This window comes from Dietzia sp. WMMA184 (genome assembly GCF_002441635.1).
Taxonomy (GTDB): domain Bacteria; phylum Actinomycetota; class Actinomycetes; order Mycobacteriales; family Mycobacteriaceae; genus Dietzia; species Dietzia kunjamensis.
The window spans coordinates 908,497-932,243 of sequence record NZ_NXEI01000001.1; the positions used below are offsets into that span (position 1 = coordinate 908,497).

Genomic DNA, 23,747 nt, shown 5'->3' on the forward strand with positions numbered 1-23,747 from the left:
TCATCCCGTCGAGCTCGCGAGCCAGTCGCCGTAGAACAGGGCGATCGCCAGACCACAGGAGATCGCGACGAGCAGCCAGAACCGGATGGTCACCGTGGTCTCGGCCCAGCCGCCGTTCTCGAAGTGGTGGTGGATGGGGGTCATGCGGAACGGCCGACGCCCGGTGGTGCGGAAGGCGGCCACCTGGATGAGCACCGAGACGAACTCGATGACGAACACGGCGCCCACGACCACCATGAGCAGCTCGGTGCGAGAGACCACGGACACGCCCGCGACGATGCCGCCGAGGAACATCGACCCGGTGTCCCCCATGAAGATCTTGGCCGGGGCCGCGTTCCACCACAGGAAGCCCAGGCAGGCGCCGAGCGCCGCCGAGCAGACCACCGCGATGTCGAGGGGGTCACGGACCTGGTAGCAGCCCGACAGGTCGACGCCCTCCGCGGTGGAGAAGCAGGAGTAGCGGAACTGCCAGAAGGTGAACACCACGTAGGTGCCCATCACCATCGCCATGGAGCCGGCGGCGAGGCCGTCCAGGCCGTCGGTGAAGTTGACCGCGTTGGACCAGCCGTAGACGAGGACGACGATGAAGACGAGGAAGACGACGACGGGGAAGCTCACCGCGACGAAGTCCCGCACGTAGCTCAACGACGTGCTGGCGGGGGTGAGCCCGTCGTTGTTGCGGAACTGCAGCACGAGGATGCCGAACGCGAGGGCCGCGAGGACCTGGCCGGCGGTCTTGGACAGGATGCCCAGGCCCTTGTTGTGGCGCTTGAAGACCTTGAGGCCGTCGTCGACCATCCCCACCACCGCCAGCGCGGTGGCCAGACCGAGCACGAGCACGCCCGAGGCGGTGAACCCGCCCCCGCCGACCGTGACCTGGCCGATCACCCCGGCGACGATGTACCCGAGCCACACGGCGGTGAGGATCGCGACACCACCCATGTTGGGCGTGCCGCGCTTGCTCATGTGGGACTGCGGTCCCTCGAGACGGATCTCCTGGCCGTAGCCCTTGCGCCGGAAGTAGATGATGAGCAGGGGTGTGAGGAAGATGCTCACGACGAAGGCGACGATGCCTGCGATCATGATCTGGGTCATGACTGGTTCTCCTCACCACGCGACGCGAGCAGGTGCTCGGCGACGCTCCACAAACCGACGGCAGCAGAGGCCTTGACCAGGACGATGTCGCCCGGCTCCACGCGTTCGTCCAGGATCGCCACGGCCTCCTCGGCGGTGGCGACGTGCTCCGCCTCGGAACCCCACGAGCCCTCCTGGATCGCGCCCTGGAACAGCGCACGCTGGGGGCGGCCCAGGCCCACGACCACGAGCTGGGACACGTCCAGGCGGACGAGGAAACGCCCGAGCAGGTCGTGCTCGGTGACCGCGTCCTCGCCGAGTTCGGCCATCTCCCCCAGCACCGCCCAGGTCCGCCGGTGGCCGCCGCCGGAGCGGGCCATGACGGCCAGGGACTTCAGCGCGGCCCGCATCGAATCGGGGTTGGCGTTGTACGAGTCGTTGACGACGGTGACGCCGTCGGCGGTCATCCGTACGTCCATCCGGCGTACGGAGGCGGCCTCCGCGGTCCCCAGGGCGGCGGCCACCTGCTCGACCGACATCCCGCACGCGAGACCCACCGCGGCCGCCGACAGGGCGTTGCCCACCTGGTGCTCCCCGTGCACACGGAGCGCCACATCGGCCTCACCCCGCGGGGTGACCAGGCGGAAGGAGGCGCGTACCTCGTCGTCGAGCCGTACCCGCTCCGCACGGACGTCCGCGGATCCCTCGACCCCCACGGAGACCACCTCCGCGGCGGTGCGTCCGGCCATGGTCCGGACCCGCTCGTCGTCGGCGTTGAGGACGGCCACCCCGCCGTGGGCGGCGTCCGGGAGCGCCTCGACGAGTTCGCCCTTGGTGTCGGCGATGACCTCTCGCGAGCCGAACTCGCCGAGGTGTGCGGTGCCGACGTTGAGCACGACGCCGATCCGGGGCGGTGCCAGGGCCGCCAGCTCGCGGATGTTCCCGGGCGCACGGGCACTGAGTTCCAGGACGAGGAAGTCGGTGCCGGAGTCGGCGCGCAGCGCGGTCCAGGGATGCCCGATCTCGTTGTTGAACGATCCGGGTGGCGCGACGACAGTGCCGGCTTCGGACAGCACGGCGCCGATGAGGTCCTTGGTGCTGGTCTTGCCGGACGAACCGGTCACCCCCACCACGACCAGACCGTGGTCGGCGACCAGCCGGTCGACACTCGCGCGGGCGAGGGCGCCGAGCGCGGCGAGCACCGACGCGCCGGACCCGTCCGTGTCCGCGGCGAGCGCCATGGCGTTGGTCTGCCTCCGGTCGACCGCGGGCACGACGATCTGCGCGCCGTCCGCCCCGTCCACCTCGTGGGCGACGAGTGCCGCGGCGGCCCCGGCGTCGAGGGCGCGGGCGACGTAGTCGTGACCGTCGACGCGCTCCCCGGGCAGGGCCAGGAACAGCCCGCCCTCCCCGATCCGGCGGGAGTCGAACTCCACGGAACCGGTGACGGCCGACGCGGGGTCTCCACCGACCAACCGACCGCCGACTATCCCGGCGATCTCGCCGAGGGTGAGGTCGATCATGGTGCGTTGTCCTCCGTCTCGCCCGTGGGGGCGGCGTATCCGAGTCGTCTGATGAGTTCTTCGGCGGCTCTGGTGCGGTCGTCGAACGGGAACACGGTCCCGTTCCTCTCCTGACCGGTCTCATGGCCCTTGCCGGCGATCACGACGACGTCCCCGGTGCGGGCCCAGTCGATCGCCGTCGCGATCGCCGCTCCCCGGTCACCGACCTCCTCGATCAGGGTGTCGTCACCGGCGGTGGACTCGGTGCCCGCGAGGACCGCCGCGCGGATCTCGGCCGGGTCCTCGCTGCGCGGGTTGTCGTCGGTGACCACGACCAGGTCGGCGACCTCGGCGGCGGCGGCGCCCATGAGCGGGCGCTTGCCCGGATCGCGGTCGCCACCGGCACCGAGGACCACGGCGATGCGGCCCTCGGTCTGCGCGCGGACCGACCGGAGCACCGCCGCGACCGCGCCGGGCTTGTGGGCGTAGTCGACGAGCACCCGGAAGTCCTGGCCCCGCACGACGGGCTCGAGCCGGCCGGGGACCCGGACGCGCGCCAGACCGGCCGCCGCGCCTGCCACGTCCGAGCCGAGGGCATCGACGACGGCCAGTGCGACAAGAGCGTTGGCGACGTTGAACCGGCCGAGCAGCGGTAGTTCGACGTCGGCGGTCAGCCCGCGGGGGCCGTGCACGGTAAAGGTCTGGGTGCCGCGATCGGTGGTCGCGGACTCCCCCGCCGTCCAGTCCGCGTCGGCCCCGGGTTCGGCGGAGACCGTGACCGCGTCCGGCCGCATCCCGAGCAGTCTCCGGCCCCAGTCGTCGTCCACCACGACGACGGCCCGCTCGGCGGGGCGGACCGCGGACCCCGGGTCGGCCTCGGCGTCGAACAGACGGCACTTGGCACGGAAGTAGTCGTCCATGCTCGGATGGAAATCCAGGTGGTCCTGGGTCAGGTTGAGAAAGGCACCCACGGCGAACCTGGTGCCGTCCACGCGCCCGAGCCGCAGGGCGTGGCTGGAGACCTCGGCCGCGACCGCGCGGGCCCCCTCATCCCTCATCCGGGCCAGGAGGGCCTGGAACTCGGGGGCCTCGGGGGTCGTGAGGCGACTCGGCAGCGCCCGACCGTCGACCCGGCTCCCGGTGGTGCCGATGAGGCCCGCGACATGGCCGCCGCCTTCGAGCGCGGCTTCGACGAGGTAGGAGGTGGTGGTCTTGCCGGACGTCCCGGTGATCCCCACGACGTCGAGTGCGGCGGAGGGGTCTCCCGCGACCGCCGCGGACACCGCGCCGAGGACGGATCGGGGGTCCGGATGCACGAGGACGGGGACCCGGTCGGCCACGGCGGCCATCATCTCGAGACCCTCGGGGTCGGTGAGCACGGCGTCGGCGCCCGCCTCGATCGCGGTGGCGCCGAACGAGGCGCCGTGGACCCGCGTGCCGGGCAGTGCCGCGAAGAGGATCCCGGGGCCGCAGTCCTGTGCGCGGATCGTTGCACCCACGAGGTCGTCACCACCCCGGGTCCTGTCGCCGAGAAGGGTGGCCCGCACCGCGTCTGCCAGCTCTCGCGCTGTCGTCATCGCCTGTCCTCGCCCCGCCTTCCTTGCTCGCTACCCTCCCGTGAACCCGCTACACGCTACCCTGCCGGACGCTGATCACCGCGCCTGCAGGACCAGTTCCGGCGCGGGGGCGGACGGCGGGATGTTGTCGCGATTGACCAGCCACGATGCGATGTCGTGGAAGAGCGGGGCCGCGGAGGCCCCGAGCACGCCGCGCGAGGGGGCGTCGAGCATGATCGCGATCACATACCGCGGGTCGTCGGCGGGCAGGATGCCGGAGAAGGTGATCCAGTAGCGCGAGTTGGAGTAACAGGAGCACCCGGGGTCGATCTGCTGCGCGGTGCCGGTCTTACCACTGATCTGGTAGCCGGCGACCGCGGCCTGCGGGCCGGTGCCCTCGGACTGCACGACGGAGCGGAACATGTCCCGCACCGTGCGGGCGGTCTCGGTGCTGATGACCCGCTCACCTTCGGGACGCTCGGTCTCGGTGCGCTCGCCGTCGGGGCCGACGCGCTCGGCGACGATCCGCGGCGGCACGCGGACACCGTCGTTGGCGATGGTCTGGTAGATGCCCGCCATCTGCAGGGTGGTCATGGACAGGCCCTGCCCGATGGGCAGGTTGGCGAAGGTGCCGCCCTGCCAGTTCTGCAGGTCGGGCACCAGACCCTCGGACTCCCCGGCGAGTTCGATCCCCGAGCGCTGGCCGAGGCCGAACTTGTCGAGGTACTCGGAGAACGGCTCCTTGCCCACCCGCTGGGCGAGCATGAGTGTGCCGACGTTGGAGGACTTCCCGAAGATGCCGGTGGTGGTGTACGGGGTGGGGCCGTGCTGCCACGCGTCGGAGACGGTGACACCTTCCATGCGGATGCTGCCGTCCACGGAGTGGACCTCGTTCGGATCGGTCAGCCCCGCCTCGATCGCGGCGGCGGCGGTGATGATCTTCTGCACGGAGCCCGGTTCGAACGGCGAGGTGATCGCCGGGTTGCCCAGGTCCGCCCCCCGCTCGAGCTCGGCAGCGACCCCGACGGCCGGGTTGAACGTGTTGTCGTTGGCCATCGCGCGGACCTCACCGGTGCGCGCATCGAGCACGACGGCGGACGCGGTCTCGGCTCCGGAGGTGTCCTTGGCGGTCTGGATGGCCTTCTGCACGTGCCACTGCAGGTCCGCGTCCAGGGTGAGGCGGATGGTGTCGCCGTCGCGCGGCTCGGTCACGTTGCGCAGGGTGCCCGGGATGACGGTGTTGTCCTGGGCCCGGTCGAACGTCTGCCGCCCGTCCTCCCCGTCCAGTTCGTCGTTGAAGTGTGCCTCGATGCCCTGGAGCCCGATCAGCTTGCCCTCGTCGCTCTTCGTCGTCGCACCGACGACGTTCGCGGCGAGCGCGCCCCCCGGGTACTCACGGATGTCGACCCGCTCGGCCCCGATCATGGGGTAATCGCGGGTGATGGCGTTGGCCAGCGTGACGTCGACGTTGCGGACGAGATAGGTGAAGCCACCCTCCGAGGTGAGTTTGGCCTCGATCTCGTCGCGGTCGACGGCGTCACCGAGCACGGTCTCGAACTCGTCGGCGATCTCCTCGACCAGTTCGTCCCAGGTGGGCTTGGTGCTGTCGAGCTCCCGTCGCACCTCGGCGTTGCGCTGTTCGACCAGCGGCTGGATCGACAGATCGCGGGCCTCGCGGGTGAACGCGATGGGGTCGCCGTTGAGGTCGACGATCGCTCCCCGCGTGGCGGGCAGGACCTCGTGGACCTGGCGTTGGCTCTCGGCGCGGGCCGCGAGCTCCGTTCCCCCGAGGGTCTGCACCCAGAAGAGCTTGACGAGCGCGATGACCATGATCATCGCGAAGGCGGAGCGCATGAAGGTGAAGCGTCGCTCGGTCGCCGAGGCGGTGAGGACCCTGCCGAACCGGTTCGGTGGCCGTCCGGCTCCCGGCGCGGTGCCGCGCGGGGCGCCCGAGGGGACCCGGGCGCCCGTTCCCGGGCTGCGTCGTTCGGTCATCTCCAGCGGGCCTTTCGGGGTTCGGGTGTCTAGAAGAGCGGTCCGGGCACCGGGGCGAGGGTCGCGGCGTCCTCACCGGGCGGTGCCGGAGCCGGCGGGACGAGGTCGGGCGCGGGGTCCGCCTGTGGGGCGGGAGCCGGTGGGGCGGACTCGACCATGGCGGGCGGTGGGGTGACCGGGGACGGAGGGGCTGCGAGGGGCGGATAGGGAACGGGGGCGACCCCGCGGGGCGTGCGGTCCTGGGGCGCCTGCGCGGGCGGGGCGTCGAATCCGTCCCGGTCGGACGACCTCGACGGTCCGGACGCTACCGGAGCGGGCTGCAGAGGTTTGATCGGCGCGCCGAGCTTCGCCTCGGGCTCGCCGACGATCTCGAGCACGCCGTCCGATCCCCTGGTCAGGATGGGTGCGCTGGCGACTCCGACCATGCCGAGCTTCTCCGCGCGCTGCGCCAGCACCTCGGCGGACCGGGCGCGTTCGTTGGACGCCTGCAGAGCTTCCATCCGTTCCACCAACTCCACATTGGCGTCGCGGGCGTTCTTGAGGTCGTAGGTGTCCTGGGTGGTCTGCGCGGACAGCAGGAGGGTGCCGCCCACCCCCGCGCCGATGAGAAGGAGGAGGACGACGACGAAGGGAACCCTCGCGGCGAGCTCGGCGGGACTCAGACGTTCCGCCGGGACGACCACGGTCCGGCGGCCGCGAACCGAGCGGGTGACGGGCTTGCGTCGGAGGCCGACGGGCCGTCCCGCGGGTGCGGGCGCGTCGGCACCCGGTGTCGTCGCCGGGCGGGTGTCGAGCCCGCCGGCGGTGCCGGGCGTGTCGATCGTGCTCGTCATGGGGTTCTCCCGTCGATACGCCGGACACACCGCACCCGCACCGAGGCCGAGCGCGGGTTGTGGTCGATCTCCTCCTGTGAGGCCTTCTCCGCTCCCCGGGTGATCGCCTCGAACTCGGGGCCGTGACCGGGGAGCTCCACGGGCAGGCCCGCCGGAGTCCGCGATGCGGTCCGCGTGGCCAGCTCGCGTTTGACGATCTTGTCCTCGAGGGAGTGGTAGGACATGAACACCGCACGGCCGCCGAGGCGGAGCAGGTCCAGGTATCCGGGCACCGCGTTCTCCACGGCCTCCAGCTCGGCGTTGACCTCGATGCGCAGGGCCTGGAACACGCGTTTGCCCGGGTGTCCGCCGGTCCGGCGGGCACCTTGCGGGATGGTGTCGTAGAGCAGCTCGACGAGTTGGGAGCTGGTCACGACGGGGTCGGTGTCCCGGCGGCGGACGATCGCTGCGGCGATCTGTCGCGCGAATCGCTCCTCGCCGTAGACGCGCAGGACGCGGGCGAGGTCGTCACGCGGGTACTCGGCCAGGATGTCGGCCGCGGTGGGGCCGGTGGTGGGGTCCATCCTCATGTCGAGCGGGGAGTCGACGGAGTACGCGAAACCTCGCTCGGCCACATCGAGCTGCATGGAGGAGACACCGAAGTCGAGCAGGATCCCGTCGATCGCGGGGCCCGCCTCGTCCCGGGACTCCCCGGGGAGGGCCGCCACGACGCGGTCGAAATCGTCGAAGCGGGCGTGAACCGGCGTGAACCGGTCGCGGTAGGCCGTGAGGCGACGGGTCGCCATCTCGAGGGCCTCGGGGTCACGGTCGACGCCGAGGATGCGCAGCTCACCGAACTCGGCCAGCAGGTGGGAGGAATGCCCCCCGAGCCCGAGGGTCCCGTCCACGATCACGGGGACGCGGCCGTCCTGCGCGGCCGCCTCGACGACGGGCCGGAAGAACTCGATGGTCCGCTCGAGGAAGACGGGTATGTGCCCGGAGCGCGTGGCGTCGCGGTCGGCGTCGGACTCGTCTGCCATCTCGCCTCCTCGCGTCCGGAAGTCGTCGGTGCTCCGGTTGTGGTGGAGCCCCCTGGTCCCCGTCCGGTACCCACCTGGCGTTGGGGAAGTACGTCAGGGTGGTGCCGGGCAGGGGCCGGGGGGCTCCGTCCGTCGTGCTCTCGCTTGCTCGTGTCCGTCCTCTCCCCGGATCAGAATTCGATCCCGAGCGAGGTGCCCTCCATCTCGGAGAACACGGGTAGGTTCTCCTCGCTGTAGCGGTCCCACGCCTCGGCGTCCCAGACCTCGAGACGCTCCCCGAGGCCGTTGACGACGCAGTCCTTGTCCAGACCCGCGTAGCTCCGCTGACTCGCCGGGATGGAGATCCGTCCCTGCGAGTCCAGTTGTTGGACTTCCGCGCCGCTCACCAGGAGCCGGAAGAACGCCATGTGCCTCTCGCTGAGGTTGGCGGTCGGCCGGACCTTTCTGACCAGCGCGTCGAACTCGTCCTCAGGGAAAACCGAGAGCGTGTTGGTGAACCACCCACACACCACCACCCCGTCCGCCAGGCCTGGCCTGAATCTGGCGGGGATCGTCAGCCGCCCCTTGTCGTCGAGCTTGGGACGGTGTGTCCCGTACCCGACGAAGGCTCGTTCACGTCCGGAGTCGACGAGATCGGTGTCGGTCACCCGCCACCTCCTGGGGTCCAGGCCCATCGAGCTCCTTGCGTGCCCCACTCTACCCCACAACGCCCCACAAACAAGGCCTGCGCCCCACTTCGCCCCACCGCCTCGCGTCACCGCAGTTCAGTGGCCATAGGGACCCTGCCGTCGCCGTCCCGACACCGGATCAACAGCCCGGAGGGAGCCCACTTCCGCGAGTCTTTTGGGACTCATGTGACTCGAGACGACTCACGTGGCAGCCGAGCCGGCCCCTGTGGGGAGATGTGGGGAGGAGGGGTGGGGCGTGGTGGGGAGCACGGGTGGGGCGTGGTGGGGAGGAAGGACGGAGCGCCGGCATCTCGGCGGGGACGGACGTTCCGGGTCGCGATGGGCTCTGGGCTGCCGGCCCGAGAGCGTCAGACAAATGGACGAAGGGGTGAGCGCGTGTGCGCTCACCCCTTCGTCGAAAGGCCGTGGGACGGGCCGGTCAGGGCTCCTGGTCGAACCGTCGGCGGAAGCGGTCCTCCATGCGGGAGGAGTAGTTCCGCCCGTCGGCGGGCTTGGCCGATGTCCGCCCGGTGCCGGGGACCCGGGGTCCGCCGGTGCCCTTGGCGCCGGCGGCGCCGTGCGACGGCGTGGACCGCAGCGCGAGGACACCCGCCGCGAACATCACCAGGAACCCGACGAGACTCAGTACCGGGAAGCCGCCGGGCTTGAAGTCGAGGGCGAGCCCGCCGATCAGAAGCGCCACACCGAGGATCGCCAGCGCGACCACCAGGCCCGCCGGACGACGAGCACCGGTCGCACCGGTCTTTCGGACAGACGACGCGAACTTCGGGTCGTCGGCGTAGAGCGCGCTCTCGATTTCCTTGAGCATGCGCTGCTCGTGCTCGGACAGGGGCACTTCGACCTCCTTCAGATGCTCGTGACGAACGAGCGCGGCCGGCTCGGTCGGTTCGCACCAACCGTGGATGGGGATCAGCCGGTCAGGGTTCCCCCCATCATACGAGGGCAACGCGGCGGGTACCACCGGGATTCCCCTCTGACACCTGAGGATTCCCCCGTCTCACCGCCCGGCTCCTCAGGCGGCGGGGCCGAGGACCCCCAACCGCTCGTCCACCAGGTCGAGAAACCGTCCCACCGCCCACAGGAAATCGTCCGCCATCCGATCCGAGACCGTACGCGGGAGCCCGTCCTCGACCGCCGCCGCCAGAGCGGAGTACCCACTGAAGGCGGTCGCCCACCGCTCCAGCTCCGGCACCTCCGCCGCGAGCCGGTGCCAGACGTCCGCGGGACCGCGCCGCCGCGGCCCGGGGGCCAGCAGGGCCCCGGCCGCGTACCTCGCGGCGCGGTACGACTCGAGGAACCGCTCGGAGGGAGCAGCGGCGGCGATCGCGCGCCCACGGTGCAGCTCCGCACGGCTCGCCCGTCCGAGGGTTCCCACCGCTCCCCCGCCGGCCGTCCGCATCCTGTTCCTGGTGTCCATCTCTCCTGCACCTCCCCTTCTGCGCGCACGGTATCGCCGGGGTACGACACATCCGGACGCCCCGTATCCGCGCCCGTGATCAAATGGGGTGGATGGACACCGTGATCACCCGGCTCGACGCAGCCGACTTCCGAGACCGACTGCCCGAGGCTCTGGGGGTCTACGTCGACGCCATGGGCTACCCGCCGCAGGTGGTCCGCTCCCGGGCCGCGGCGTGGATGGAGCACAGCTACCGGGACGGCTGGTCGGGTGTGGCCGCGTTCGAGGCCCCGCGCCGACGCCTGCTCGGTCAGACCCGGGGGCAGCTCGTCGCCATCTGCTACGGCTATCACGGCGCTCCCGGGCAGTGGTGGTACGACCAGGTCTCCCGGGGACTGCGGGACCGGGACCGTGAGCTCCCGCCCGACTACGTGGAACTGACCGAGCTGCACGTCTCGCCGGGACTGCAGGGGCGCGGCATCGGCGCGACCCTCGTCAGGACGTTCCTGGCCGACCGGCCGGAGAGCACGGTGCTGCTGTCGACCCCGGAGGTCGACGGCGAGGACAACGCGGCCTGGCGCCTGTACCGGTCGTTGGGGTTCACCGATGTGCTGCGTTCGTATCGGTTCCAGGGGGACGCGAGACCGTTCGCCGTCCTGGCCCGATCGCTACCGCTCGCCGGGAACGGAGATCGGACGTGACCCCCCGGCATGACGTGGTGGTGGTCGGCTCCGGCCACAACGGACTGGTGTGCGCCGCCTATCTCGCCCGCGCCGGGCTCGACGTGCACGTGGTCGAACGGGACACGGTGATCGGCGGCGCCACGTCGACGGTCGAACGGTACCCGGGCCACCGCACCGACCGCGGGTCCTCGGCACATCTGATGATCCGCCACACCGGGATCCCGGAAGAGCTCGGGCTGGAGGCCCACGGACTGCGCTACGTGGACTGCGACCCGTGGGGCTTCGCGCCCGCCCCGCCGAGATCCGACGCGCCACCGATCGTCTTCCACCGTGACCTCGACGCCACGTGCGCCAGCATCGCCGCGGCCTGCGGTGAGGCCGACGCCGGCGCGTACCGGGAGTTCGTCCGCCGGTGGGACGTCCTGGCGGGACGGATGATGAAGGGGTTCGCGGTCCGCCCCACCGCCCCGGGTCTCGGTTCGGCGTTCCTCGGGGCCGACGACCTGCGCGATCCGTTCGGCGCGGTCCAGACCTTCCTGTCCTCCGGTGACGCGCTGCTGGACGCGATGTTCACCTCGGAGCGCCTCAAGGCGGCACTGTCGTGGTTCGGCGCGCAGTCGGGACCGCCGATGTCCCACCCCGCCACAGCCCCCATGATCGGGTTCGCCGCCCTGATGCACCGGATCCCGCCGGGGCGCGCGATCGGCGGTTCGGGCGCGCTCGCGGAGTCCCTCTCGGCCGCCGTCCGGGCGCACGGGGGGACGGTCACCGCAGGTGCCGGGGCCACCTCGATCCGGCGCTCCGGTTCGGGGTGGCGCGTCGACACCGAGGGCGGACGATCCCTGTACTGCTCGGCCGTCGTCGCCGCCTGCCACGTCCACACGACCCTGGACCTCCTCGCCGGCGAACTCCCGGCGGCGACGCTGGACGGGTGGCGGCGGCGGATCAGGCCCGGTTTCGGACTGGGGATGGCCGTCAGACTCGGGACCGATGCACTGCCCACGTATCCCGGCGTACCCACGAGCACCAGCGCCCACGGCCTGCAACTGCTCGTCACGGACCGACGGCACCTCGATCGCCGCTACGGCGTCGCCGCCGCGGGCGGCCTCGACGCCGATCCCGCCGTCCTGGCGATGAGCTTCAGCGCGCTCGACCCCTCGCTGGCTCCGGAGGGCCGCCACGAGCTGACACTGTGGTCACAGTGGCACCCGCGCCACCTGGCCGACGGCCGTGGCTGGTCGGAGGAGGGCGCCGCGGAGGCCGACCGGATCATCGCCGTCGCGGACCGCTTCGCGCCGGGGTTGGCCGACTCGATCGTCCACCGTCACGTCCAGACCCCCGAGGACCTGGAGACCGAACTCGGGCTGATCGGCGGGAACGTCATGCACGTGGAGATGTCCCTCGACCAGATGCTGCCGATGCGTCCCCACCCCGATCTGCGCGGTCACGCCGTGCCCGGGGCCGACGGCGTGTTCCTGGCGGGGGCCTCGACCCACCCCGGTGGCGGTGTGATCGGGACCAGCGGCAGGACGGTGGCGCGGCTCGTGACCCGCCGACTCGGCAGGTCGGCGCGGCGACGGCGGGGATCACGGGCACAATGACCGCCGTGACCCCGCCCCATCCGACAGCGAACGCCCCCACGAGCAGTGGCCGCTCCCGACTGCCCCGGCGACTGGCGGGCCTCACGGCCCTGGCCACCCTCCTGGTGCTCCTGTCCGGGTGCCTCCAGCTGAACGCCCAGATGAGCGTCCGCAAGGACGACACCGTCTCCGGCCGGATCCTCGTGGCGGGTGACCAGCCCGCTCAGGCGGCCGCGCTCGACCGGATCACCACGCCGTCCGGGCTCGAGCAGAAGGTGCGCATCACCCCCTACTCAGCGGACGGTTTCACCGGCCGCGAGATCTACTTCACCCAGTTGACGTTCGCGGAGGTCGACACCCTCACCCTCGCGATCGACATCGAGGGGGCACGGCCGTACAGCCTGGGCTTCCGCCGCAGCGGCGACACGGTGTCGTTCAGCGGATCGGTGGACCTGTCCCTGCTGCCCGCCGACCGCGCCGAGACGGCGACCACCCGGGTCGACCTGACCTTCCCCAACCGCATCAAGGAGACCAACGGCACCATCGGGGCCGGCAACTCCGTCAGCTGGTCCCCGGCTCCGGGGTCCATCACGCGGATGCAGGCCTCGTCGTCGTATCCCGACCCGGCCGCACGTGGGTTCGCGGTGTGGATGATCGTCGGGATCGGCGCCGCCCTGCTGGTGTCCATCGGGACGATCCTGGCCGCCCGGACGTCCAGGGCCCGTGCCGACCGGCTGGTGCGCTGACCCGAGCCGCACCCCCACCGGGGCGGATCAGATCCTGCCGGCCGCCACCCCGGGGGCGGGGGCCATCGACAGGTTGGTGAGGACCTCGTGGGTGGCCTTGGAGAAGTTCAGGGTGTTGAAGTGCAGGCACGGGACACCCTCGGCGATCAGTCGCTCGCACATGCGGGTGGTGAGATCGATCCCGACCTCACGGACCGCCGCCCGGTTCTCCTCGGGCCCGTCCCCGGCCGCGGTCCGGAGCCGCTCGGCCAGGTCGTCGGGCAGGGCGCAGCCCGAGAGCTCGACCATCCGCTGGACCTGCCGCAGACTCGTGACCGGCATGAGTCCGGGGATGATGGGCTTGGCGCCCTGCTCCGGGTCGGCGGCGACGGCGCGATCCCTCAGGCGCAGGTAGTGCTCCACGTCCCAGAACATCTGGGTGATCGAGTACTCGGCGCCGGCCCGGAGCTTGTTCACCAGGATCTCGGAGTCGTGCTCGAGGTCCCGGGCCCGGTAGTGCCCCTCGGGGAAGGACGCCACCCCGACGTGGAAGCCCCCCACCTCGTGGATCAGACGGACGAGCTCCTCGGCGTAGTGCAGCCCCTCCGGGTGAGCCGTCCACTCGCCCAGCGGGTCCCCGGGCGGGTCCCCGCGCAGGGCGAGGATGTTGGACACCCCGACCTCGCCGTACATGCGGATCATGTCGGTGAGTTCGGCGACCGTGTGGTCCACCGCCGTCAGGTGCGCGATCGGCAGCAGGTCGGTCTCACGGACGAGCCGCTCGACGACCCGGACGGTCCGGTCCCGCGTGGATCCGCCGGCCCCGTAGGTGACCGAGACGAACGCCGCCCCGAGGTCGGAGAACACGGTGGCGGCGCGCCAGAGTCGGTCCTCGGCGGCCTCGTCTCGCGGCGGGTAGAACTCGACGGAGAACGGAACCCTCGGGGTGGTCGACGTCGCGATCCGCTCCACGATGCTCGGGTGCCGGCCGCCGTCCGTCGGGTCGGAGTCGGGTAGCTGGGTCACCCGACCAGGGTAGCCCGACGCGCACCACGTCCGGCCGCCGCCCGACGACTAGGATCGTCGGCGACGAGGGCGGCCGGACACCGGCGCCCGGAAGGGATGGTGCCCGTGGTCTCGGCGACTCGCCCCGACGACGGAGAACGCGTCCTCGACGCGCTCCGCCGACTCATCGACGAACGGCGCACGGTCGTGGCGGGGATAGACGAGCGGGTCGACCGCCTGGCCGGCCTGCTCTCCGACTTCGTCCTCGACGGCGGCAAACGGATGCGACCGCGGTTCGCCCTGGCCGGCTGGGCCGCCGCGAGCGACACGGACGCTCCCGCCCCGGACGAGGTCGTCACCGCCTGCGCCGCCCTCGAGCTGATCCAGGCCTGTGCGCTGGTCCACGACGACATCGTGGACGCCTCGGACACCCGGCGAGGCCGCCCCACCGTCCACCGGACGATCGAGGCCGCGCACTGCAACGAGGGTTGGGACGGGGACGCGGCCCGCTACGGCGTCTCCCAGGCCATCCTCGTGGGCGACCTGGCCCTGACGTGGGCCGACGAGATGTTCGTGACCTCCGGGGTACCCCCCGAGGCCCTGGCCCGCGCGCTGGGTCCCTGGTACGCCATGAAGACAGAGGTCCTGTCGGGGCAGATGCTCGACATCCTCGCCGAGGCCTCGGGCGCCACCGACGAGCTCACCCCGGCCCGGGTGAACCGCTTCAAGACCGCGGCCTACACGGTGGAGCGGCCACTGCACATCGGCGCCGAGCTGGCGGGTGCCGGGGCGGAGACCGTCTCGGCCCTGCGGGAGTTCGGGGTGGCCGTGGGCCAGGCGTTCCAGTTGCGGGACGACATGCTGGGCGTGTTCGGCGACCCGGAGGTCACCGGCAAGCCCTCCGGGGACGATCTGCGGGAGGGCAAGCGCACCCTGCTGCTCGCCCGTGCGACCGCCCTCGCCCCCCGCCGGGACGCCGAGTTCCTCCTCGGAGTTCTCGGGACGCAACCCGACGCGGCCACGCTCGAACGCGCGCGCAGCATCCTCGTGGAGTCCGGTGCGGTGGTCTCGGTGGAGGCCGAGATCGACGCGTTGACCACCCGCGCCCTGGACGCCGTGGCCTCCGATGCGATCAGCGACCACGGGCGGGACACACTGCGCGCACTGGCGGAGGCCGCGACCCGCAGGCGGGCCTGATCCGTGCTCGGAGCGTCCGCCCCCCGGCCGGAGGCGACCACCTCGTCGTCGTCGCCATTGTCGTCATCACCATCGTCGCGGATCCGCCGGGCGACCACCGCGACGACCGCCTCGGCCCGCGCCGCCCTGACCGGTCCCTCCGGTCCGGCGCTGTGGCGCGGCGTCCTCGGCTCGGTCCTGCTCACCATCGCCGGTTTCGGCGCGGGCGCCCTGCCCGTGGACGGCGGCGTCGCGGTCGCGGTGGGGCTGCCCGGGTACACGTTCGGCCACGGTGAGGTCCTCGCCCTCATCCTCTGCTGGGCGGGCGTCGCGCTGCTGGTCACCTCGTGGCTCGCGCTCGGCCCCCGGGCGGTCTCGGGCCGCCTCCCCACCCGGGACGCCGTGTGGGCCACGGCCCTGTGGTCGGCGCCGATGCTGCCCGCGGTCCCCCTGTTCAGCCGCGACGCCTGGTCCTACCTGGCGCAGGGCGCCATGAGCGCCGCGGGAGTGGACCCGTACCACCACGGACCGGAGGCCAACCCCGGCCCCTTCACCGACGAGGTCAGCCCGGACTGGCAGTCCACCGCGACCCCGTACGGCCCGCTGCACCTGCTGCTCATGCGCGTCGTCGTGGCGCTGTCCGGCGGCCACCCGGCGGTGGGGATCGTCATCCTCGGGGTGGTGGTACTCGCCGCACTGGCCGGGCTCGTCGCGCTCGTGGTCGCCCTGGCCCGCCGCGCCGGGGTGGACGCCGGCGCCGCGGTGTGGATGGCGGGCGCCTCCCCGCTGTCCGTGATCCACTTCGCGGGCGGGCTGCACAACGAGATCTTCCCGCTGGTGGCATGCGTCGGCGCCGTGGTCCTCACGCTCGACCGGCGCTACGCGTGGGCCGGGGCGGCGATCGGGATCGCGGTGGCGTTCAAGGCCACCGCCGTGATCGTGGCGCCGTTCCTGCTGTGGATCGCCCTGGACCGACGGCGGACGTCGATCGGGGCGCGCCGCCCCCTCGTCGGCGCCCTCGTCGACACCGGGGCCGCGGCGGGGGCCGCCGCCGTCGCGTTCGCCCTGGCGACCCTCGCCTCGGGCACCGGGTTCGGCTGGCTGGACGCGATCTCCGTCTCCGACCGGGTCATCAACTACCTCAGCGCGCCCACCGCCGCGGCGCACCTGGTCCACGCCGTGGTCGACACCCCCGGATTCGAGGACGTCCTGGCGGTCGCCCGCCGCGTCGGACGCGTGGTCCTGGGGGTCACCCTCGTCGTGGTGTGGTGGCTCCACCGGCGTGACACCCGCTCGGCGCTCCGCGGCATCATGGTCGCGCTGCTGGCCTTCGTCATCCTCAACTCGCTGGCCTGGCCCTGGTATTACGTGTGGGTGGCGGCGTTCTGGGTCGCCGCCCGACCCGGTCGACGCGCCACCACAGCCGTCGTTGCGGTGACCGTCTTCCTCGTGATGGCGATCGGACCCAACGGGTCGACCAGCCTCTACAGCCCCGCGCTCGTCGGGGCGGCCCTCGCGGCAGCCCTCGCCGCGGTCTGGTGGTGGCGGCGCGCCACCGCCGGGGTCAGAACGCCATCGCCTGGGCGCGCCGCATGACCTCGCGGGCGCGGTGACCGTGTAGCGCGTCGGCCGGCCGGCCGGGCAGGCTGTCGTCCTCGGCGAACAGCCACCGCAGGATCTCCTCGTCCCGGTAGCCGCCGTCCCGCAGGACCGCGACCAGCCCGGGCAGGAAGCGCACGACCTCGTCGTCGTCATCCAGGAAGGTCGCCGGCACCACCACGATGCCCGCTCGCCGCACGGCGAGCAGGGTCCCGTCGCGCAGGAGATCGTGCACGCGGGTCACGGGGATGCCCAGGCGCTCGGACACCGCGGGGAGGTTGATGGTCTCGACGTCGGCGGGCAGGACGTCGTCGGCGTGCGGAACAGTACTCACGCCACCCAGGTTAGTCCCACGGGCGCACCCGGGCCCCACCGGCGGTGCCGGCGCGGCCGACGGCGTCGGGCTACGGACCCCGTCCGCTCGGGACGTACCGCGGACGGGACGGGAGGGGCAGAATGGACGACATGAGCACTTACGACGGGAAGCCCCCCGGCCCAGGAACACTGCTCGACGGGCGATACCGGCTCGACGCCGTCATCGCCCGCGGCGGGATGTCCACCGTCCACCTGGCCACCGACGAGCGGTTGGACCGCCACGTCGCCGTCAAGCTGCTCGATCCGACCCTCGCCGGGGACAAGGCGTTCGTGGACCGCTTCACCCTCGAGGCCAGGTCGGTGGCCCGCCTGTCGGATTCCGGCATCGTCCAGGTGTTCGACCAGGGCGTCGAGGCCGACACCGCGTTCCTCGTGATGGAACTCGTGCCCGGTGGCACGTTGCGGGAACTGCTCGACGAGCGCGGCCCCATGCCCCCGTACGCCGCGGCCGCCGTCCTGCGTCCGCTCCTCGGCGCCCTGCGGGAGGCCCACCAGGCCGGGCTGGTGCACCGCGACATCAAGCCCGAGAACGTGTTGATCTCCGGCAGCGGCGCGGTCAAACTCGCCGACTTCGGCCTGGTCCGGGCGGTGGCCGAGTCCCGCGCCACCTCGAGCAGCGTGGTGATGGGCACGGCGGCCTACCTGTCCCCCGAACAGATCTCCGGCGCCGACACCGACGCCCGGTCCGACCTGTACTCCCTCGGCGTTCTCGCCTACGAGATGCTCACCGGGGAGCCACCGTTCAGCGGTGACAACAACATCGCCGTGGCCTACCGTCGCCTCGACACCGACGTGCCGGCCCCGTCCGACCAGTCCGACACCGTGGCCGAGGACCTCGACCACCTGATCCTGCGCGCCACGCGACGCAGCCGTGAGGACCGCTACGCCGACGCCGGCGAGATGCTGCGGGACCTGGACCAGGCCGCCAGGATCGGCCGGTTCCCCGACTATGTCGTCCCGGCACCACGGCAGTCCTCGTGGTCGCGGGCGCGGGCCAACGCCGCGCGGGCCACCCCGGGCGGGGAGTCCGAGTTCGACGCCGCCGACCGTGAGAGCGGGGAGGCGCTGCGCCGGGGCGACGGGCCGACGCCGACGCGGGTGGACACCATGGTGGCCCCGGCGGCGGCGGGTCCCGGGGCGGGAGCGGGGGCCGGCCCTGCTCCTGCGCACTGGCACGGCGCGGGATCGGGCCACTATCCCCCCGGCGGCATCGAGCCCGCGCCCGACCGGGACGTCATCCGGCCCCGCCGCCAGCGCGGCATGCTGTGGCTCATCGTGGTGCTCGCCGCCGCGATCGGCCTGGCCGTGGCCGGCTGGTGGCTGGGTTCCGGCCGGTTCGTGGAGGTGCCGTCGGTTCAGGGTATGTCGGCGGGGCAGGCGACCGAGGCGGTCAACGCCGTCGGGTTGGCCGCCGCGACCCGCGACGCCTTCAGCAACGACGTCCCCCCGTCCGCGCTGGTGGGCACCGACCCCGCGGCGGGCGAGCGGGTGCCGCGCGGCGACACCGTCGATGTGTTGGTGTCCGTCGGTCGCCCCGTGGTGCCCGAGGTCGGCGCCGACAGGTCGGTGGACGCCGTGTCCGCAGCGCTGCGGGAGAACTCACTGGAACCGGTCCGGGGCGGGAACGAGTACTCGGACTCGGTACCCGTCGGCCAGGTGGTCTCGCTCCAGCCGGGCGCGGGCACGACCGTCGACGTGGGCACCCGGGTGGCCATGGTGACCAGTTCCGGCCCCGCACCCGTCGCCGTCCCCGAGGTCGTGGGCCTGGAGGAGGACCAGGCGCGGGCGGCCCTGGAGGGCGCGGGCCTCACCGTGTCACAGGTCAGACGGGTCTACGACGACGAGGTGGACGGCGGCGCGGCCGTGGGCACCGACCCGGACAGCGGAACCGACGTGTCCCGCGGGGACGGGGTCGTCCTGCTCGTCTCCAATGCACTGACCGTGCCGGACCTCCGGGATGTGCCCCTCGACGAGGCGACCGGGATCCTCGAGGACGAGGGGTTCACGATCGTCCGCGAATCGCCCGTGACCGATCGTCAGATCTCCGACGGCCGCGTGGTGCGCACCGATCCGCCCGCCGGGACCCGGCTCGACCCGACGAACGCGGTGCTGCGGGTCGTCCCGTCGGACGCGGTGACCGTCCCGGTGGTGCTGGGTTCGCGGGCCTCCGACGCGCGCCGGACGCTGCAGGACGCCGGGCTCGAGGCCACCATCGACTCGGGAACGTCGAGGGGGATCGTCTACGGCCAGACCCCGCTGCCCGGCCGGGTGGTGGCCAGGGGCAGCGAGGTCGAGATCGACGCGCTCGGCTAGGACCGGCCGCGTCTCCGGCGCGGCCGGCCGTGCCTCCGGGGCGCGAGGCCGGCCCCTACGGCGTCAGCTGCGCAGCATCTCCGCCACGAGGTAGGCGAGCTCGAGCGACTGCTGGGTGTTGAGGCGCGGGTCGCAGGCGGTCTCGTAGCGACCGGCCAGATCGATGTCCGAGATGTCCTGGGCTCCGCCGAGGCACTCGGTGACGTCCTCACCGGTGAGCTCGATGTGGATGCCACCCGGGTGGGAACCGAGAGCGTGGTGGACCTCGAAGAAGCCCTGTACCTCGTCGATGATCCGGTCGAAATGGCGGGTCTTGTACCCGTTGGACGTCGAGTGCGTGTTGCCGTGCATGGGGTCGCACTGCCAGATGACCTTGTGGCCGGTCGCCTCGACGGCCTGGACGATCGGCGGCAGCGCGTCGCGGACCTTGTCGTTGCCCATCCGGGAGACGAGCGTCAGTCGACCCGGCCGGTTGTGGGGGTCGAGCTTCTCCACGTACTCGACCGCCAACTCGGGCGTGGTGGTGGGACCGATCTTCAGGCCGATCGGGTTCTGGATGAGCGAGGCGAACGCCACGTGGGCGTCGTCGATGCCGCGGGTCCGCTCCCCGATCCACAGGAAGTGCGCCGACAGGTCGTACAACCCCTGCTCGGCGTCGCCGGTCAGGCCCGTGCCGTCGTCGGCCAGGCGCAACATGGCCCGCTCGTAGTCCAGGACGAGCGCCTCGTGGGAGGAGAAGATGTCGGCCGAGCGCAGGTTCTGGTCCGAGACCCCGCACGCGTCCATGAAGCGCAGGCCACGATCCACCTCGGCGGCGAGGGCCTCGTAGCGGGCACCAGCGGGCGAGCCCGCGACGAACTCCATGTTCCATTCGTGGACGCGATGCAGGTCCGCGGTGCCCGACGCCGTGAGGGAACGGACCAGGTTCATCGCCGCGGCCGCGTTGGCGTAGGCACGGACGAGCCGGGAGGCGTCGTGCTCACGGGCCGCCTCGTCCGGCTCGAGCGCGTTGACCATGTCGCCGCGGTAGGACAGCAACCCGGTTCCGTCGCGGTCCGCCGAGCGGGGCTTGGCGTACTGGCCGGCGATCCGGCCGACCTTGACCACGGGCATCGACGCACCGTAGGTCAGCACGACCGACATCTGCAGCAGGGTGCGGATCACGCCCTTGATGTGCGGCTCGGTGTTCGCCTCGAACGTCTCGGCGCAGTCACCGCCCTGGAGCAGGAACGCACGCCCGTGCGCCACGTCGGCGAGGCGATCGGAGAGGTGCTCGACCTCGGAGGCGACGCAGATCGGCGGCACGCTCTCCAACACTTTGCGCATCGCCGCGGCGTGACCGGGATCCCACGACGGCTGCTGAAGGGCGGGCCGCGAGAGGGCGTCCGCCAGCTGCCGATCCAGGTCCGCGGAGAGCGGCGGGAGGTCGGGGAGTTGCGCGATGTCGACGTCGACTGTCCAGTTGCTCACCCCGGCGACGATACGCCACCACCGGCGGAGCGGGCCTCAGAGACCCAGGTGGGGCGACTTCGCCGCGATGGCGCGGAAGCGCATCGCGGCGTGGCGGGCGTCGGCGAGGGCGTCGTGTTCCCCTCCCGGGTGTGCGGGCAGGTCGGGCTTGCCGGCGGTCTCCCAGAGCTGGCGGACGTCGCGCGTGAACCGGGGCATGGCGGCGGGAAGGGCTGTCATGTCGCCCCACAGCTGGCAGACGGCCACGTGGTCGTACGCCCCGATCCACGCCCACATCTCGACCCCGCCGGTGGGCGGCGCGGTGACGAACTCGTAGAGCTCGTCCCGGATGCGGCTCCGGGACATCCACGCGGACGACGACGGGTTGGGCAGCTTCGGAAGGACGTTGCGCCGCACCCACGGCCCGGCCGCCGAGGCGTCGAAGTCGGTGGACACGGCGTAGAACTCCCGGCCGTCCTCGGCGACGATCCCCACGGAGACCAACTCGATCGTCGTGCCGTCCTCGATGAACTCGCAGTCGTAGAAGTAGCGCACCGGCGATCAGCGCTGTCCCTCGACGGGGTGGTCGAGCAGGTTCCGCCCGGCCTTGCGCACCGCCTCGTAGCGCTTCTTCATCTCGGCGCCATACGTGTCGTGGACGTACTCCTGATTGGTCAGCGCCTGGATCCGCCGCATGAGCTCGTCGGTGATCTCGCGCTCAGCGTCCCGGTCCCCCTCGCGCCCGGCCCACGGGGACAGATCGAGCGGCTCGCCGAGCATGACCCGGATCTCGGTGCGCCGCCCGGGGCGGAACCGGGAGATCCGGCGTACGTACTCGGGGGTCCCGGTCACGCCCACCGGGATGATGGGCACCCCGGCGCGGAGTGCGAGGCGGGCGGGCCCGGTCTTCCCGCGGTACAGACGACCGTCCGGCGAGCGCGTCCCCTCCGGGTAGATGCACAGGATCTCCCCCGATGAGAGGACCTCGAGCCCGGCGTCGAGGGCGGCCTGCGCGGCGTCGGCGTTGGTGCGGTCGATCGGGTGCTGGCCCGAGCCGGCGAAGAACCACCGGCTGAGTATGCCGCGGACACCGGTTCCGGTGAAGTAGTCGCTCTTGGCCAGGAAGGTGACCCGGCGGGGCATGAGCAGAGCGGTGAACAACCAGTCCGCGACGGACTGGTGGTTGCCGACCAGCAGGGCGCCACCGCGCTCGGGGAAGTGCTCGCGTCCCGTGACGACCCGACGACTCGTCAGACGTAGGAACGGGCCGATGAGCACGTATTTGAACAGGTAGTACAGCAACGGGTCACCGGTCCTCTTGTGATGGCTGTCGACGAATGCGGATACTACCCGGCGCGGTCCGCGGATCCGGACGGTACGAGGTTCGGGGGCCACAGATCCGGGTCGGGCAGGAAGCTGATCACCAGTCGACCCGCGTCGCGCTCGAAGACGGACTGCGTGAGCACACACCGGCGCAGCAGCGGCGGCAGCGCCACCACCGCCCGGAACCCGTCGAACTCCAGGCGGAGCCGGTCCCCCTCGACCGAGACCGGCGCGGACGGGCGGGTCGGGGCCGGGTACTCGACCCGGTATCCGCCCTCGCCGTCGGGCGCCACCACCGGGGTGACGGCGCCGCGGGCCAGAGTCGCCATGGCAGCCGTGGAGCCGGCCGGGGACCCCACCACGATGGTCTCGATCCTCCCGGCGAGGAAGCCGGCCACGTCACCGGCGAGCAGCGCGAGTCTGTGCGCTTCCCGCACCCGCACGTCGGCGCGTCCGCCCGCCGCCATGGAGGCGAAGCGCACATTGGCGGGCCAACGTGATTCCACGAACGCGGCCAGTTCCCCGGCCGCCGCGAGCCGGCGCACCGCGGTCAGGTCCCCGTCGAGCTCGACCACGACGACGTCCCAGTACTCGGACGACGCGGCCCGTCGCGCGTACTCCCACCCGAGCACCGCGGCCAGTGGGGCGTCCCCTCCGGCGGCGAGCGCCGCGAGTACGTCGTCGTCCGGATCGGCGGCGCCGGACCGGTAGGTCTCGAGCCTCGCCGTCGGGTCGTCGACCCGGACCTCGACGGGCCCGTCCTCCGAGACGTCGAGACGGGGGTCGACGGCATCGGGATGGCCGGTCAGGATCAACGCCGTGCAGCCGGGGTCCGCGAGCAGGTCGGCGGTGACGCCCGCGCGGTCCTCGGGATCTCCCCCGAGGACGACGACGACACGAGTTCTGCTCACCGCGACTCCGCCCGGCGTTTGAGTTCCTTCAGTGCGTCGCCCAGGATCCGGCGCTCGGCGCGGCTGCGCAGGCTCCCGATCACCGGGACCGTGAGCTCGATCTCGAGTTCGTAGTCCACACGCGTGCCGCCCGCCACCGGTTCGAGCCGGTAGTAGCCCCGTTGGGCCCTCTGCAACGCCGAGCTCTCGAGCCGCCACTCCAGACCGCGGTCGTCCGCCGACCAGGAGTAGACGAGGACGTACTCGTCGACGATCGCGCCCGCCTCGAGCTCGAACCGCACCCGGTCCGGACGGCCGTCCTGACCGCTGGAGAGCACTTCGGCCGCGCGGATCGACGCGGACCACTCCGGGTACGCGGCGAAGTCGGAGATGACCGCCATGACGTCCTCCACCGGTGCGTCGACCACCGTGGAGTCTCTGGTCGGCCACACCTCGGGGGCGCCGTCGTGCTCGCTCATACCCACAAGCTTCACATATCCCGCTCCGCGATGCGCCCCACCCGCGGCGCCCGGAAGGCAGGCGACGTGACCACCGTGTGGTCCCG

22 protein-coding genes are annotated in these 23,747 nt (G+C 72.1%); 6 read left to right on the forward strand and 16 right to left on the reverse strand.

Going from position 1 to position 23,747, the window contains the following annotated elements:
• The 9 genes from mraY to CK206_RS04240 all read right to left on the reverse strand — a co-directional run bounded on the left by mraY (position 1) and on the right by CK206_RS04240 (position 10,085).
• Positions 1-1,095 carry a phospho-N-acetylmuramoyl-pentapeptide-transferase gene (gene mraY, locus CK206_RS04200; protein WP_067713775.1) on the reverse strand — a complete coding sequence of 365 codons (1,095 nt, stop codon included), beginning with the start codon at positions 1,093-1,095 and terminating at the stop codon, positions 1-3.
• A complete protein-coding gene (gene murF / locus CK206_RS04205; RefSeq protein WP_096905644.1) occupies positions 1,092-2,597 on the reverse strand; it encodes a UDP-N-acetylmuramoyl-tripeptide--D-alanyl-D-alanine ligase in 1,506 nt (501 codons plus the stop codon). The genes mraY and murF overlap by 4 nt, the downstream gene beginning before the upstream one ends.
• Positions 2,594-4,153, reverse strand: a complete 1,560-nt coding sequence (locus CK206_RS04210) for a UDP-N-acetylmuramoyl-L-alanyl-D-glutamate--2,6-diaminopimelate ligase (RefSeq protein ID WP_096905645.1) — start codon at positions 4,151-4,153, stop codon at positions 2,594-2,596. Before CK206_RS04210 ends, murF begins: the two co-directional genes overlap by 4 nt.
• A gap of 75 nt (positions 4,154-4,228) precedes the next feature.
• Positions 4,229-6,127, reverse strand: coding sequence for a penicillin-binding protein 2 (locus CK206_RS04215; protein WP_096905646.1), 1,899 nt, complete (start codon positions 6,125-6,127; stop codon positions 4,229-4,231).
• A gap of 29 nt (positions 6,128-6,156) precedes the next feature.
• Positions 6,157-6,960 carry a hypothetical protein gene (locus CK206_RS04220; protein WP_096905647.1) on the reverse strand — a complete coding sequence of 268 codons (804 nt, stop codon included), beginning with the start codon at positions 6,958-6,960 and terminating at the stop codon, positions 6,157-6,159.
• Positions 6,957-7,979, reverse strand: coding sequence for a 16S rRNA (cytosine(1402)-N(4))-methyltransferase RsmH (gene rsmH / locus CK206_RS04225; RefSeq protein WP_096905648.1), 1,023 nt, complete (start codon positions 7,977-7,979; stop codon positions 6,957-6,959). The genes CK206_RS04220 and rsmH overlap by 4 nt, the downstream gene beginning before the upstream one ends.
• 170 nt (positions 7,980-8,149) lie before the next feature.
• On the reverse strand, positions 8,150-8,626 hold the full coding sequence (gene mraZ / locus CK206_RS04230) for a division/cell wall cluster transcriptional repressor MraZ (protein WP_096905649.1): 477 nt from the start codon (positions 8,624-8,626) through the stop codon (positions 8,150-8,152).
• Between the two features lie 460 nt (positions 8,627-9,086).
• On the reverse strand, positions 9,087-9,503 hold the full coding sequence (locus CK206_RS04235) for a DUF3040 domain-containing protein (RefSeq protein WP_096905650.1): 417 nt from the start codon (positions 9,501-9,503) through the stop codon (positions 9,087-9,089).
• A 177-nt stretch (positions 9,504-9,680) separates the two neighbouring features.
• Entirely contained in the window at positions 9,681-10,085 is a 405-nt protein-coding gene (locus CK206_RS04240; protein WP_067713753.1) for an SAV_6107 family HEPN domain-containing protein, read from the reverse strand.
• A gap of 92 nt (positions 10,086-10,177) precedes the next feature.
• On the opposite strand from CK206_RS04240, the gene CK206_RS04245 reads away from it, so the two are divergent.
• Genes CK206_RS04245 through CK206_RS04255 form a run of 3 tightly spaced genes read left to right on the forward strand, consistent with a single transcriptional unit; the run spans position 10,178 to position 13,073 of the window.
• Positions 10,178-10,765 carry an N-acetyltransferase gene (locus CK206_RS04245; protein WP_096907272.1) on the forward strand — a complete coding sequence of 196 codons (588 nt, stop codon included), beginning with the start codon at positions 10,178-10,180 and terminating at the stop codon, positions 10,763-10,765.
• Positions 10,762-12,348 carry an NAD(P)/FAD-dependent oxidoreductase gene (locus CK206_RS04250; protein ID WP_096905651.1) on the forward strand — a complete coding sequence of 529 codons (1,587 nt, stop codon included), beginning with the start codon at positions 10,762-10,764 and terminating at the stop codon, positions 12,346-12,348. Before CK206_RS04245 ends, CK206_RS04250 begins: the two co-directional genes overlap by 4 nt.
• Positions 12,345-13,073, forward strand: coding sequence for a DUF3153 domain-containing protein (locus tag CK206_RS04255; protein ID WP_096905652.1), 729 nt, complete (start codon positions 12,345-12,347; stop codon positions 13,071-13,073). Before CK206_RS04250 ends, CK206_RS04255 begins: the two co-directional genes overlap by 4 nt.
• A gap of 27 nt (positions 13,074-13,100) precedes the next feature.
• On the opposite strand, the gene metF is transcribed toward CK206_RS04255, so the two are convergent.
• Complete coding sequence (gene metF, locus CK206_RS04260; protein ID WP_096905653.1) at positions 13,101-14,078, reverse strand: methylenetetrahydrofolate reductase [NAD(P)H]; 978 nt, start codon at positions 14,076-14,078, stop codon at positions 13,101-13,103.
• 96 nt (positions 14,079-14,174) lie between these two features.
• On the opposite strand from metF, the gene CK206_RS04265 reads away from it, so the two are divergent.
• The gene (locus tag CK206_RS04265; RefSeq protein ID WP_096905654.1) at positions 14,175-15,254 is read left to right on the forward strand and encodes a polyprenyl synthetase family protein; all 1,080 of its coding nucleotides are present in this window, start codon (positions 14,175-14,177) and stop codon (positions 15,252-15,254) included.
• Positions 15,255-15,257: 3 nt separating this feature from the next.
• Positions 15,258-16,829, forward strand: a complete 1,572-nt coding sequence (gene mptB, locus CK206_RS04270) for a polyprenol phosphomannose-dependent alpha 1,6 mannosyltransferase MptB (RefSeq protein ID WP_254050475.1) — start codon at positions 15,258-15,260, stop codon at positions 16,827-16,829.
• Here mptB and CK206_RS04275 read toward each other — a convergent pair.
• Positions 16,798-17,166 (reverse strand): Rv2175c family DNA-binding protein, encoded by a 369-nt coding sequence (locus tag CK206_RS04275; protein WP_067713740.1) that lies wholly within the window; start codon positions 17,164-17,166, stop codon positions 16,798-16,800. The two genes, mptB and CK206_RS04275, sit on opposite strands and share 32 nt — an antisense overlap.
• A gap of 131 nt (positions 17,167-17,297) precedes the next feature.
• Here CK206_RS04275 and pknB point away from each other — a divergent pair, with 131 nt between their 5' ends.
• Positions 17,298-19,520 carry a Stk1 family PASTA domain-containing Ser/Thr kinase gene (pknB, locus tag CK206_RS04280; RefSeq protein WP_240341428.1) on the forward strand — a complete coding sequence of 741 codons (2,223 nt, stop codon included), beginning with the start codon at positions 17,298-17,300 and terminating at the stop codon, positions 19,518-19,520.
• Positions 19,521-19,583: 63 nt separating this feature from the next.
• On the opposite strand, the gene CK206_RS04285 is transcribed toward pknB, so the two are convergent.
• Genes CK206_RS04285 through CK206_RS04305 form a run of 5 tightly spaced genes read right to left on the reverse strand, consistent with a single transcriptional unit; the run spans position 19,584 to position 23,661 of the window.
• Positions 19,584-20,990 (reverse strand): class II 3-deoxy-7-phosphoheptulonate synthase, encoded by a 1,407-nt coding sequence (locus CK206_RS04285; RefSeq protein ID WP_067713735.1) that lies wholly within the window; start codon positions 20,988-20,990, stop codon positions 19,584-19,586.
• 36 nt (positions 20,991-21,026) lie between these two features.
• Positions 21,027-21,524 (reverse strand): polyadenylate-specific 3'-exoribonuclease AS, encoded by a 498-nt coding sequence (locus CK206_RS04290; protein ID WP_067713732.1) that lies wholly within the window; start codon positions 21,522-21,524, stop codon positions 21,027-21,029.
• 6 nt (positions 21,525-21,530) lie between these two features.
• Complete coding sequence (locus CK206_RS04295; RefSeq protein WP_096907274.1) at positions 21,531-22,271, reverse strand: 1-acyl-sn-glycerol-3-phosphate acyltransferase; 741 nt, start codon at positions 22,269-22,271, stop codon at positions 21,531-21,533.
• Positions 22,272-22,315: 44 nt separating this feature from the next.
• Complete coding sequence (locus tag CK206_RS04300; protein ID WP_096905656.1) at positions 22,316-23,203, reverse strand: hypothetical protein; 888 nt, start codon at positions 23,201-23,203, stop codon at positions 22,316-22,318.
• Positions 23,200-23,661 (reverse strand): SRPBCC family protein, encoded by a 462-nt coding sequence (locus CK206_RS04305; protein ID WP_096905657.1) that lies wholly within the window; start codon positions 23,659-23,661, stop codon positions 23,200-23,202. The genes CK206_RS04300 and CK206_RS04305 overlap by 4 nt, the downstream gene beginning before the upstream one ends.
• Positions 23,662-23,747: the final 86 nt, after the last annotated feature.

What these genes read in the sequence shown, in the direction of transcription:
- mraY (WP_067713775.1), bottom strand. Translation starts at nt 1,095, where the DNA reads ATGACCCAGATCATGATCGCAGGCATCGTCGCCTTCGTCGTGAGCATC.
- murF (WP_096905644.1), bottom strand. Translation starts at nt 2,597, where the DNA reads ATGATCGACCTCACCCTCGGCGAGATCGCCGGGATAGTCGGCGGTCGG.
- CK206_RS04210 (WP_096905645.1), bottom strand. Translation starts at nt 4,153, where the DNA reads ATGACGACAGCGCGAGAGCTGGCAGACGCGGTGCGGGCCACCCTTCTC.
- CK206_RS04215 (WP_096905646.1), bottom strand. Translation starts at nt 6,127, where the DNA reads ATGACCGAACGACGCAGCCCGGGAACGGGCGCCCGGGTCCCCTCGGGC.
- CK206_RS04220 (WP_096905647.1), bottom strand. Translation starts at nt 6,960, where the DNA reads ATGACGAGCACGATCGACACGCCCGGCACCGCCGGCGGGCTCGACACC.
- rsmH (WP_096905648.1), bottom strand. Translation starts at nt 7,979, where the DNA reads ATGGCAGACGAGTCCGACGCCGACCGCGACGCCACGCGCTCCGGGCAC.
- CK206_RS04240 (WP_067713753.1), bottom strand. Translation starts at nt 10,085, where the DNA reads ATGGACACCAGGAACAGGATGCGGACGGCCGGCGGGGGAGCGGTGGGA.
- CK206_RS04245 (WP_096907272.1), top strand. Translation starts at nt 10,178, where the DNA reads ATGGACACCGTGATCACCCGGCTCGACGCAGCCGACTTCCGAGACCGA.
- CK206_RS04255 (WP_096905652.1), top strand. Translation starts at nt 12,345, where the DNA reads ATGACCGCCGTGACCCCGCCCCATCCGACAGCGAACGCCCCCACGAGC.
- CK206_RS04265 (WP_096905654.1), top strand. Translation starts at nt 14,175, where the DNA reads ATGGTGCCCGTGGTCTCGGCGACTCGCCCCGACGACGGAGAACGCGTC.
- pknB (WP_240341428.1), top strand. Translation starts at nt 17,298, where the DNA reads ATGAGCACTTACGACGGGAAGCCCCCCGGCCCAGGAACACTGCTCGAC.
- CK206_RS04305 (WP_096905657.1), bottom strand. Translation starts at nt 23,661, where the DNA reads ATGAGCGAGCACGACGGCGCCCCCGAGGTGTGGCCGACCAGAGACTCC.